Raw genomic sequence first — 12,300 nt, forward strand, 5'->3', positions numbered from 1 at the left:
GAGATTTTATTTTCAAATCTTTTCACTAATCAAACTGGATTCCTATATGTTAGTTGATGTTATCATCCGGTACTTGGAAATGCTTGAGCCAAGTCAGCTTCGTCCTGCTTTTTCAAGCAATCCAAAGCTTACTGTTAACCGTGCTGAAATTCCATGCCCTGAGTTAAATCGCTTTTTATACTAAAGTGTAGGTGGCGACTGGTATTGGATCAACCGTTTAAACTGGAGCTACGAACGCTGGTTAGAGTACCTAAACCGTCCAGAGATCCAAACCTGGGTGGCATATCTTTCAGGAACACCCGCAGGCTATGTTGAGCTAGAAGCACAACCAATCGGCAACGTGGAGATTGCCTACTTCGGTCTACTACAACAGTTTATTGAGCAGTCTATTGGTGGACATTTACTGAGTGTTGGTGTAGAAAAAGCTTGGGCGATGGGCGGAAAGCGAGTGTGGGTTCATACGTGCAGTTTGGATAGTGGTCATGCACTTGCAAATTACCAAGCAAGAGGTTTCCAACTCTACAAACAGGAAATCCATCAGCAGGAACTACCAAATAAAGCGATTGGGCCTTGGGCTGGTGCATATATAGTTAATAACAATAGTAGCGACTGTTGGGTTTCGTTCCTTAACACAAGCGTATTGAGATGTAGCCCGTCGTAGACATCGCAAAAACGATTAGCTGGCGAGACAACACGGATTAAACGCAACCCCAGCCGCGCCACTTTCAAGCAGGAGGTTAGGGATAGGTACTATTCTGAAATAGTCAAGAAATGGACTGTTTGAAAAACCGAGTGGTTCATATTTCTGTTGAACTAGCCTGTGACAATATGTTTTGATCGGCATGGAAGCTGTAATGCTTCCTGTCAACGAGCTGATCAAGGAATTGATTAACTACCGCGACTCACTCAAAACTCAAAGCTAACGTCAGTGAACAGGGTGAAAAAATTGCTAGGTGGTAAACACATCCTTTCTAAGGGGATGTTTGAAAAGTCTAAATTATTACTTGCCCTGGCGACTAGAAGTCGCGGCTACACAGACAAAACCTGCCTTTCCTTGCGGAACGCTACACGAACACAGGTTAAAAACCCTTGATTTTGTATTAGTCCACGGTTGTGGACTTCGTTTGTGTAGTAGCGAATTATATTCGCCCAAAACTTTTCAAATAACCTCTAAGGCTTATGAGTAAAGTGGTAAACCTGTTGTTCCAGGAATTGTGTAAAATAATTCCCCTGACCTGATGTTATTAACCCTTCTATATGAAGGGTTTTGAAACCTAAAGTTTCAGTTACCCTGAAGTTGATATATAAAAGAGCAATTTTCAAATGACCATTTACTTTTATAAGGTTTGGCAGCCTTATGGCTGTTTTTCTAACTTTTCTCCCCACGGAATCCACATCCAGGGTACTTACTGGCCAACGGTTGAGCATTATTATCAAGCACAAAAGTTTGTAGCCAGCACGGATGCAGTAATTATACCTATCATCCATGCTGCCGCCACACCAGAAGAAGCTGCTGCTTTGGGAAGATGTAGCGATCGCCAACTCCGTCGAGACTGGGATTTAGTCAAAACTCAAATTATGCGAGAAGCTGTACTCAAAAAGTTTCTCACCCATGCTGATATTAGAGAAGTTCTTCTGAAGACAGGTGATGAGATTTTGGTTGAAAACTCCCCAACCGATTCTTTCTGGGGCTGTGGTGCTAATAAAGCCGGCCAAAATCATCTCGGTAAAACTCTCATGAGTGTGCGTGAAGAAATTCGTAATTTACTATCTTTAACGGTAATTTACGAATAATTTAATCAAGATAGTTACGTTCAACATAAAATCAGCAATTAAACGGGGAATGGTAAAATTCCCCAGTCAAAAATATTATAAAAAGTTGCCAATAATTGAGTTATTTGTTTTGAAAATCTTAATTAATTGAATTAATGAGTAAAAGGGGTAAAAAATATTTTTATTTCAAAGCGATTCTGAAGGAATCAAATTGGGTGATATCACTGAAATAGTTTGATGATTAAGAATATAAAATTAATAGGTGTCTATGAATAAGATTTTCTCAATTTTAGACTTATGAGGATGTTTGGAAAGTATTTAATGATATTTAAAATGCTTTGAGATTTTCCTAGATAACTTTATAAATCTACGGTATAAAACAAAATAGCTGATACACGTAAAGTATATTTTAATACCATTTAAAAAACCTTTGCAACAGATGTATACCTCTAGCAACCTATTTTTAGCAAATATGTCGCGAAATGGGATGAGAATCAAAGCATTGTAAGTTGAAAATTCTGATCAGAGACAATTATAAAAAAATATACTTCAGTCATAGTGTATATAGACAATGACATTTACCGATAAACCAAACGAGTCGCAGCAAAGCTTATACCAAGAAAGTTTACTGCACCGGATGACAAAACAGATCAGGCGATCGCTCAACCTCCAAGAGATATTAACAACTACTGTTAGCGAAGTGCGTTTGTTTTTGGGTGCAGATCGGGTAAAGGTGTATCGCTTTGATGCTGATGGTAGTGGTGAAGTCATTGCTGAATCTATCCATGAACAGCGTCTGCCATCTTTATTAGGGTTACGCTTTCCAGTTCATGATATTCCACAAGCAGCTAGAGAGATGTTTCTGTTAGCACAGCAACGTGTGATTGTTGATGTGGCTAATGGTAAGACAGGGTTATCGCCTCTACAGTCAAAAGAAACTGGCAAACGTCTACAAACTAATATCTATTATCGGCAAGTAGACCCATGCCATATTCAATACTTACAGGCAATGGGCGTGCAGTCATCGTTGGTAGTGCCAATTTTACATTCCGATCTACAAGAACAATCGGCAAAGCCTAAATTGTGGGGATTATTGGTATCTCACCACGGTGAACCGCGAAAGATTTTAAAGCGGGAACTGAAAGTATTGCAACAAGTTGCTGACCAGGTAGCGATCGCGATCGCTCAAAGTAATCTACTCACTGAAGCTCACGCCAAGCAAGAGCGAGAAGCCACTATTAACCGAGTTACCACACTATTACATAAACTACCGACAATCCAATTACAAGGAGCGCTAGAAGAAGTTATTACTGCTTTCAATGGAGTCGGTGGCAGGCTTTATATTGAAGAGAGTCGGGAACTATACACCTGGGGCGATCAACCGACACTTCCCTACGAGTTAGATAACAGTATTATCGAACAGCATCCCATGTGGCAAAACTGGATGGCTGAGTTTCAACAAGGTAATATTTGGACAACACCTGACCTCTATAAAGAACCACGTTTGCGAGTTTTGGCTTTAGCATTCCGTTCTACTGAAATTCGCGGACTTATGGTGATTCCCTTACATTACCGCGAAAAATTTATTGGTGTATTAAGTATTTTTCGCTCTGAATTTGAAACGGAAATCTTGTGGGCCGGACAATGTGAACAAAATCGTCGACAACTGCTACCCAAACTTTCATTTGAGGTTTGGCGAGAGCAAAAAAAGGGGCAAGCACCTGAGTGGAAGCCGGAAGATATGTTATTGGCGCAAGCCTTATACGATCATTTCTCAATGGCAATTCAGCAGCAGCAAATGTACAAACACGTACAAGCCCTGAATGCCAATTTAGAAGTGCGTGTGCAAGAGCAAACTGCTGAACTCGAAAAATCATTACTGCTTACTAAACTACTGAAGCAAGTCACCGAACAGATTCGCCGCACATTAGATTTGCAGACAACCCTGCAAACTATCGTTCGGGAAGTCCGTCCCCTGCTAAATTCAGATCGGGTGCTGATTTTACAACTGAAGAGTAAATCGGTGATTGTGGAAGAGATTAATGGTAATTGGCAGTCAGTTTTGGGAGTGAATGCACCACCGGAATGTTTTCCTGATGAGTATACGCGTCTATACTGCCAGGGCAGGGTACGGGCAATTAACAACGTTTCAACAGCTTCTTTGAGTGATTGTCATCGAGAGTTCTTGCAGAGTTTACAAGTGCAAGCAAACTTAATAGTTCCGATAAATATAGGTATAGAACTATGGGGCTTACTAATTGCCCATGAATGTGAGGCTCCCAGAAATTGGCAGGATGCAGAAATTGATTTATTACAACAGCTAGGAGATCAGGCTGCGATCGCCATTCAACAAGCCCAACTCTACGAACAAACCTCTAATGCCGAAATTGAAGCCCGAAATCAAGCTGCCCAGTTAGAGCATACCCTACATGAACTCCAAGAAACACAGACAAGATTAATTCACACCGAAAAAATGTCCGGCTTAGGACAGTTGGTAGCAGGTATCGCTCACGAAATCAACAATCCTGTTAACTTTATCTACGGGAACCTGTGCCACGCCAGTGACTACACCGAACAGCTGCTAGAAATTTTAAGTCTTTACCAGCGGCACTATTCCCATCCCCATAGCGAAATCCTAGCTGCGATCGAAGCGATCGATTTTGAATTTTTGGTAGAAGACCTCCCAAAAATTATGACCTCAATGCAAGTGGGAACCGAGCGCATCCGCTCAATAGTGCTGTCGTTACGCAATTTTTCTCGGTTGGATGAGGCTGAAAATAAGCGGGCTGACTTGCATGAAGGGATTAACAATACCTTATTAATTTTGCAACATCGGTTGAAAGGAAATGCTGAATCTCCACGCATTGAGGTAATCAAAGACTATGGCAACATCCCACGAGTGGAATGCTATGCGGGCCAAATGAATCAGGTATTTATGAATATTTTCAGCAATGCCATAGATGCCCTGGTAATGGGGACTGGGGAATGGGCAATCGGGACTGACGACAAAGAGAAGAACCTATGCCGAATGCCCACTATCCGGATTTCTACTAAAGTCTCAGCAGATAACTCTCGTCTGTTGATTCGTATTAGCGACAATGGGCCCGGAATGACTGAAGAGGTGAAAAAGCGAGTTTTTGATCCGTTTTACACTACTAAGCCTGTGGGCAAGGGCACAGGCTTAGGACTAGCAATCAGCTATCAGATTATTGTCGAAAAACATGGGGGAATAATGGAGTGCCTTTCAGAACTTGGCAAAGGCACAGAGTTCTGGATTGAGATTCCTATCAAACCCCCAGCCAAAATACATGGCTGAAGGTAGATTGATGTTACTTAATGGGCAGTACCAGACTCGAACTGATGACATCCTGCTTGTAAGGCAGGCGCTCTACCAACTGAGCTAACCGCCCTTTTGACTAATCCTTAATTAATATAGCAAAACATTTCCCATTGCGCTAGTCTTTTTCAGAAAATCTTTTTTTCTCTTATACTGACTCAGTATTCAGTTACTCAGCACTCAAGAATTAGGATGCCCTCTGGTCGGACGCACGATCGCATTACTATGTATGCTCTGCCGTTCGTGGCGGGCGTTACTTTCTGGCAGACTCGCAGTAGCAATGCGACTTTGTTGGTTGCAGGCGGGTTTCTATTTGGCGGGCTGATGTTTGGCCCCGATTTGGATATCTATTCTGTGCAATTTCAACGCTGGGGTTTCTTGCGCTGGATTTGGCTACCTTATCAAAGAAGTCTGCGTCATCGTTCTTTTTTATCCCACGGGCCGATTATTGGCACGATTTTGCGGATACTTTATCTCGGCTGTTTGCTTGCTATTGTGGCAATTTTCGTTTTGGTAATTGCTGAAAGGTTGTGGAATCTGAGCTTTACTTGGCAGGATTTGGGTAGAACTGTGGGGCGATCGCTCGTGCAATACGATACTGAATATGTTGCCCTCTTTTTGGGGTTGGAACTTGGTGCGATGAGTCATTCTCTCAGCGATTGGGGTGGTTCGGCTTATAAGCGGTTTAAAAAGCAGGGGGTTCGGGGGGTGTTTCCTAGTGGCAAAATTAAGAGGCGGAAAGTGAGGAGTGGTAGTCGTCGGCCGAGAGTAAAGAAATAATTTTTTTAAACGCAAAGGAACGCTAAGGGAAGCGCAGAGGTACGCAGAGGTATGGAAGAAAAAAATGAGACTTTGGTGGCGTTGCAGGAATTGATTGAGGTGGTGGCGAAGTTGCGATCGCCTGATGGTGGTTGTCCTTGGGATTTGGCTCAAACTTCCGAAACGCTTACACCTTATGTGATTGAGGAAGCTTATGAGGTGGTGGATGCGATTAAGAGTGGGGATAAGGGTGCGATCGCAGAGGAGTTAGGCGATTTATTATTACAGGTGGTATTGCAGGCTCAAATTGCTAGCGAATCTGGGCAATTTTCTCTGAAAGAAATAACTCAGGGGATTTCCCAAAAGTTGATTCGCCGTCATCCCCATGTGTTTGGTGATGTGTTGGTGGCGAGTGTGGATGAGGTGCGGCAAAATTGGGAACAAATTAAAGCTGCGGAAAAGGGTGAAGCATCTCCAGACGCGCAAAAATTTAGTGCTAAACTCGGTCGTTATGGACGTACTCTTCCCCCGTTGACGGCGGCAATGAAGATTTCCCAAAAGGCTGCGGCTATTGGGTTTGAATGGGAAAATATTCAAGGCGTTTGGGATAAGTTTCATGAGGAGTTGGGGGAGTTTCAACAGGCTTTAGCGGAGGAAACACCAGAACGACAACAAGCAGAGTTAGGTGATTTACTGTTTGCAGTTATTCAGCTAGCCCGTTGGCATGATCTTGATCCTAGCGATGCTTTGCAAGGTACAAATCAGCGATTTGTGCAGCGATTAGAAAAAATGGAGGCGGTTGTTGACCGTCCCCTTTCTGATTACAGTTTGAATGAGTTAGAAACTCTTTGGCAACAAGCAAAAGCCCAACTTGCTCAAGAAGGGAGTGGGGAGTAGGGAATGGGGCATTGGGCATTGAAAAGGGGCAAGGGGTAAGCCCGGATTTCTCACGCATAGTGTAGCCAGATCGGGAAGAGGAGTGTGGGGGGTTTGGGAGGAGAAGAATTAATAACCAATGCCCCATTCCCCATTCCCGACTTTCTTCTTCAAGATTTTTCAGCATCGAACCACTTATCATATAGCGATTGATAAGTGCCATTTTCTTTAAGATTTAGTAGGGCCTGATTAATTGGTTTGCGGTAGGGACTGTTGTTGGGCAGAATGATGCCATAGCTTTCTTCACGCAAGATACTGCCAACAATCTGTACTTTCCCTTTGCCTTCATTAGCAGCATAGAAAAGAAGTACAGGCGCATCAAACACCACGGCATCAGCTTTTTTGGTTTGCAGAGCATTGTAAGCTTGATCAATCTTGTTAACTTCTAGAACTGAAATCTTATGTTCTCGCATATATGTGGCGGCTGTGCTGCCCGCAGTTGTGGCCACTACCTTGCCAGGTAAATCGTCTATACTCCTGATGTCGCCCTGAAGCTGTTGTACTGTCAATGAGGTAGTAGCGCTGGCTGTAAAGTAGGCGGCAAAAAGTACTCCGATGAACATCCAGATAATACCTACTAAGCGTCCCAGTACTCCCTTGGGCATTTCATCAGCTTGGGTTGCTAATGTGGCTGCTGACCACCAACAGGCTTTGAAAATGCCAGGAAAGTATGATTTGGGAATCATCCCATCTTTATGATTGCGCTCAGATAACCAAATAATGTGGGCTGCTACAACAATTAGCACTAGGGCAACGCCTATTACCTGCAACAGACTAGCCGAGAAAAACAATTGGAAAATATTTGGGAAGGCATTGTCGTTGGTTTCTGAGTTTCTTACCATAATTTGCAGCCCCCCAGCAAAAATGGGTAATGAGAAATCAAAATTCTCCTGGCGTTCGGCTGTAATCGAAATAGCTGAAATCCCTAAATTAGCTTTGTTGTCCTTAATAGCAGAAAGCAGTTCCGGTACAGAGGAATATTCAATAAATTTAGACTCTACACCTATTTGGTTAGCGATATTGCGCCAGAGGTCGATACTGAATCCTGATAGCTCACCTTTGTTTGGTAGCACAAAGGGCGGTATAACTCGTGTAGCTACTAACAAAGGTTGTTGGAGTTGTGGTTTTTGGGCTAGTCCTGGGGATGTCATTAATAACAATGCCAGAATTCCACTTATTAATCCTATGCAGGTATACAGTGCTAAGGAACGCCTGATTTTGTTTTTCCGGTCATATCTGCCAATTGGGCTTTTTCTCCCAGCTATAAGTTGCCGAAATCTAGTAGCGATCGCATTTATCATCAGAATTTTTTTGGGGTTGTATGCATAATCTATTTATCATGCCCACCCCATATCAAATATCACAGTTATCATCCCCCTAAAACTGATTTTTTTCAGATTTAGGGGGATGAACATGGTTAAAGCTAGATTCAAGTCGAACTACAATTTGATGGTAACGGTCTTAACTTCGGTATATTGCTGCAAGCCATATTCGCCAAGTTCTCGACCAATACCAGACTGCTTAAATCCACCAAAGGGTGCAGCAGCATCAAATACGTCGTAGCAGTTTACCCACACCGTACCTGCTCGGAGATTATTTGCGATCGCATGAGCCTTGGTAATATCCTGAGTCCAGACAGCGGCGGCGAGTCCGTATATGGTGGCATTCGCCCGTTGAATTACTTCGTCGATATCTTTGAATTTGATAATGCTCAACACTGGGCCAAAGATTTCTTCTTGAGCAATCTTCATGTGATCGCGGACATCTGCAAAGACTGTGGGGGCGATAAAATAACCTTTGTCGCCGACTCGATTACCGCCACATAGCATCTGTGCACCTTCGCGCATTCCAGATTCGATATAGCTCATCACTCGATCGAATTGGTCTTTGTCTACTTGCGGCCCTTGTTCTGTGTTCTCATCGAAAGGATTACCAACAACCCGCACTCTCGCTCTTTCTACAGTTCTAGCAACGAACTCGTCATAGCATTTTTCTTCGACAAATAGCCGCGAACCAGCACAACAGCACTGCCCTTGGTTAAAGAATATGGCATCGTGGGAACTTGCGATCGCAGCATCCATGTCAGCATCAGCAAAGACGATGTTAGGACTTTTACCACCAAGTTCCAAAGTGACGCGCTTCAGATTACTCTTAGCAGCAGCTTCCATAATTAGATGACCGACTTCAGTGGAACCAGTAAATGCCACTTTGTCAATATCCATGTGACGAGCGATCACAGCCCCGGCGGTTGGGCCATATCCTGATAATATATTCACCACGCCAGGCGGAAAACCAGCTTCAATAATCAACTCGCCTACCCGCAGCGCTGATAATGGTGTTTGTTCCGCTGTTTTCAGAACTACAGTATTACCAGTTGCTAAAGCTGGTGCTAGCTTCCACGCCTGCATCAATAGGGGAAAATTCCAGGGGATAATTTGACCAACCACACCCACAGGCTCATGGCGAGTGTAGCAGAAGTATGGCCCGTTAATCGGGATGGTTTTGCCTTGTACTTTGTCTGCCCAACCTGCATAGTAACGATAGCAGGCGATGACTAGACCCAAATCACCTAATGAATCTTGTAATGGTTTGCCGTTGTCGAGAGTTTCTAGCTGCGCCAACTCATCGATATTTTGCTCAATTAAGTCAGCTAATTTGTAAAGCAACTCGCCGCGACGGGTCGCAGATATCTTTCTCCATTCCCCACTATTGAAGGCGTTGCGGGCCGCTTGTACTGCGTTATCTACATCTGGGGCATCTGCTTCTGAGACTTCGCAGATTACCTCACCTGTAGTCGGGTTAATTGTTTCAAATCGGCGATCGCTGACACTATTTACCCACTCATTGTTAATCAGCAACTTGGTTGGGCCAATTTTGACCTGTTGTCCTGATACTGTTGCTATAACCATCAGGCCCTCCTTAAGCTATAAAAAAATTGCTTAAATCGCTTAAATCTACTTATTATGTTTGTTGCTGTACAGCACCCTAGATGGATTTCTTTATCAATTCTTTATTTTAGGATAAGAGTTAGAGGTTGAGATAGCTATATTGTGTCTAATTCACTTTGTAGAAGTCGCGTTGGCAAGACAAACTTCTATGTTTGAGCAATAAGTTTTGAGATCAGCTTTTAGCGTACAGTTGGGCTTATAGCTGCTTGATTTTCTCTCTCACGTGCGCTTGTTATATCTTAGCAAAGTGAGCAATATGGATGATTTTAGTCAACAAATAGAGAAATTGCGCTCACGGGTGACAGGATTACTGCAAAGTAGTGCAAGTGAGGGATACTCGCAACAAGAGCTAACCGCAGAAGCTTTTGAAGAACTTCAAATCTCCTTGGAAGAACTGAAAATCGCCTCCGAGGAACTACAAGCAACACGAATCGTAGTAGAGAAAGAGCGTCAGCGCTACCAAGAATTATTTGATTTTGCGCCTGATGGTTACTTGGTAACTGATACATTCGGCACTATCCTCGAAGCTAATCGTACTGCTACCATACATCTCAATGTTTTACAGCGATTTTTGGTTGGCAAACCGCTGCTTAGTTTCATCGCTCAGTCAGATCATCAACCTTTTTTTAATTACCTAACTCAGTTGCAGCATCTAGACCGGGGTGGGGAATGGGAAGTGTGTTTACAACCACGGGAAAAAATCTGTTTTGATGTTGCTTTGACAGTAGTTACCGTCCGAAACCAAACAGGTGAGCCAGTTGCTCTACGCTGGCTAATGCGCGACATTAGCCAGCGTAGGCGTTTAGAGTTGCAGCGCGAGCAGTTATTTGCCAATGAGCAAGCCGCCCGAATTGCAGCCCAAGTAGCAGAGAGGCGCTCTAATTTTTTGGCTGAAGCAAGTCGTATATTGGTATCTTCCTTGGATTACCGCACTACCCTCACCAGCGTCGCGCAATTGGCAGTGCCTACCCTCGCCGATTGGTGTATTGTGGATGTCGTTGAAAATAATTTGGCAGTTTTCAGTAACCCAGTCATCGCTGTATCTGAACCAACAAAAGAAGCACTAGTACGAGAACTCCAACAACGCTATCCAATTCCTGTTGATGCTGATTATGGCCCACCAAAGGTTTTACGGACTGGTAAGCCGGAATTAGTTACAAATATTCTTGAGTCTTCATTAGAGAGAAAGGCATCGAACCAGGAACACCTCTGTTTGCTGCGCCAACTCCAAGTTAAGTCTCATATAGTTGTGCCGCTGTTGGTGCGTGAACGTAAGTTGGGGACAATTCTATTTGCATCTGCACAACCAGGACGCCATTACACTATCGTAGACCTAGAAATGGCTGAAGAACTTGCTCAACGGGCAGCGTTCGCCATTGACAATGCACAGCTTTATCGACAAGCCCAGGAAGCTAACCGCATCAAAGAAGAGTTTTTAGCGATCGTTTCCCACGAACTTCGTACACCTCTCAATTCTATGTTGGGTTGGGTTCAAATAATACGTAATCGAAAATTGGACGAGGCAATTACCTTTAAAGCACTGGCGACAATCGAACGGAATGCCAAACTTCAAAAAAAACTGATTGAAGATATCCTGGATATCTCACGCATTGTACAAGGACAAATCCGCCTAAATATCTGTAAAGTTGACCTTGTACCTGTAATTCAGGCAGCAATTGAAGCTATACATCCCACATCTGAAATTAAGGGTATTCAAGTTGAGTCTAATCTTGACTCTTCAGTTGGTCAGGTTATGGGTGATGCAGAACGCCTCCAACAAGTCTTCTGGAATTTGCTTTCTAATGCCGTCAAGTTCACACCTAGCGGGGGGCGAGTTGAAGTACATCTGGAACAGGTAAACTTAAATGCCCAGATAACTGTCTCTGACACAGGTAAGGGAATTAGTGCTGACTTTCTACCTTATATCTTTGAGCGCTTCCGTCAAGCTGATAGCACAACGACTAGAGCAGATGGTGGTTTGGGGCTGGGGTTAGCAATTGTGCACCATTTAGTAGAAATGCACTCAGGCATAGTCTATGCGGTTAGCGAGGGGGAAGGAAAGGGAGCAACATTTACAGTGCTGTTACCTTTATTAGAACCGCAACCAGAACAGCTAATTAAAGAAAGTGAAGTAAAAGTCAATAACCTCTTAGTACTCGACGGCTTGCAAGTACTTGTTGTAGATGACAATGCCGATACGCGTGAGTTAATTGCTTTCGTTCTTGAACAGTCTGGAGCGCAGGTGAGGGCGGTTAGCTCAGTAGGTGAAGCCCTGGAAGCGTTAGGACGATTAAGACCACATGTTCTAGTCAGTGATATCGGAATGCCAGATGAGGATGGTTATTCTCTGATTCGCAAAGTACGGGCGCAGGAAGCAGAGCAAGAGGAGAAGATTCCAGCTGTAGCACTAACGGCATTTGCTAGAGATGAAGAACGCAGACTCGCTCTGCAAGCTGGATTCCAAGTTCATGTATCCAAGCCAATCGAGCCAGAAGAGTTGGTGACAGTGGTAGCAAACCTTGTTAAAGGCAGCAAACAAGTTTAATA

At 43.6% G+C, this 12,300-nt stretch carries 8 protein-coding genes and 1 tRNA gene; 6 read left to right on the top strand and 3 right to left on the bottom strand.

The window, feature by feature from the left end; all coding sequences use genetic code 11:
* Positions 1–208 precede the first annotated feature (208 nt).
* The 3 genes from ACWATR_RS17225 (at position 209) to ACWATR_RS17235 (ending at position 5,089) form a co-directional block, all read left to right on the top strand.
* Complete coding sequence (locus ACWATR_RS17225; protein ID WP_460340473.1) at positions 209–661, top strand: GNAT family N-acetyltransferase; 453 nt, start codon at positions 209–211, stop codon at positions 659–661.
* 662 nt (positions 662–1,323) lie between these two features.
* The gene (locus ACWATR_RS17230; protein ID WP_460334783.1) at positions 1,324–1,794 is read left to right on the top strand and encodes an N-glycosidase; all 471 of its coding nucleotides are present in this window, start codon (positions 1,324–1,326) and stop codon (positions 1,792–1,794) included.
* 550 nt (positions 1,795–2,344) lie between these two features.
* A complete protein-coding gene (locus ACWATR_RS17235) occupies positions 2,345–5,089 on the top strand; it encodes a GAF domain-containing sensor histidine kinase (RefSeq protein ID WP_460334786.1) in 2,745 nt (914 codons plus the stop codon).
* A 21-nt stretch (positions 5,090–5,110) separates the two neighbouring features.
* On the opposite strand, the gene ACWATR_RS17240 is transcribed toward ACWATR_RS17235, so the two are convergent.
* Positions 5,111–5,183 (bottom strand) — tRNA-Val (locus ACWATR_RS17240).
* A 119-nt stretch (positions 5,184–5,302) separates the two neighbouring features.
* On the opposite strand from ACWATR_RS17240, the gene ACWATR_RS17245 reads away from it, so the two are divergent.
* Together ACWATR_RS17245 and mazG are read left to right on the top strand one after the other, a co-directional pair.
* Positions 5,303–5,890 carry a metal-binding protein gene (locus tag ACWATR_RS17245; protein WP_460334789.1) on the top strand — a complete coding sequence of 196 codons (588 nt, stop codon included), beginning with the start codon at positions 5,303–5,305 and terminating at the stop codon, positions 5,888–5,890.
* A 51-nt stretch (positions 5,891–5,941) separates the two neighbouring features.
* The gene (gene mazG, locus ACWATR_RS17250) at positions 5,942–6,766 is read left to right on the top strand and encodes a nucleoside triphosphate pyrophosphohydrolase (protein ID WP_460334792.1); all 825 of its coding nucleotides are present in this window, start codon (positions 5,942–5,944) and stop codon (positions 6,764–6,766) included.
* Between the two features lie 149 nt (positions 6,767–6,915).
* On the opposite strand, the gene ACWATR_RS17255 is transcribed toward mazG, so the two are convergent.
* Positions 6,916–8,106, bottom strand: coding sequence for a transporter substrate-binding domain-containing protein (locus tag ACWATR_RS17255; RefSeq protein ID WP_460334795.1), 1,191 nt, complete (start codon positions 8,104–8,106; stop codon positions 6,916–6,918).
* A 138-nt stretch (positions 8,107–8,244) separates the two neighbouring features.
* A complete protein-coding gene (locus ACWATR_RS17260) occupies positions 8,245–9,714 on the bottom strand; it encodes an aldehyde dehydrogenase family protein (RefSeq protein WP_460334798.1) in 1,470 nt (489 codons plus the stop codon).
* 295 nt (positions 9,715–10,009) lie between these two features.
* Here ACWATR_RS17260 and ACWATR_RS17265 point away from each other — a divergent pair, with 295 nt between their 5' ends.
* The gene (locus ACWATR_RS17265; protein WP_460334801.1) at positions 10,010–12,298 is read left to right on the top strand and encodes a PAS domain-containing hybrid sensor histidine kinase/response regulator; all 2,289 of its coding nucleotides are present in this window, start codon (positions 10,010–10,012) and stop codon (positions 12,296–12,298) included.
* Positions 12,299–12,300 lie beyond the last annotated feature (2 nt).

It is taken from the genome of Nostoc sp. UIC 10890 (assembly GCF_054786515.1).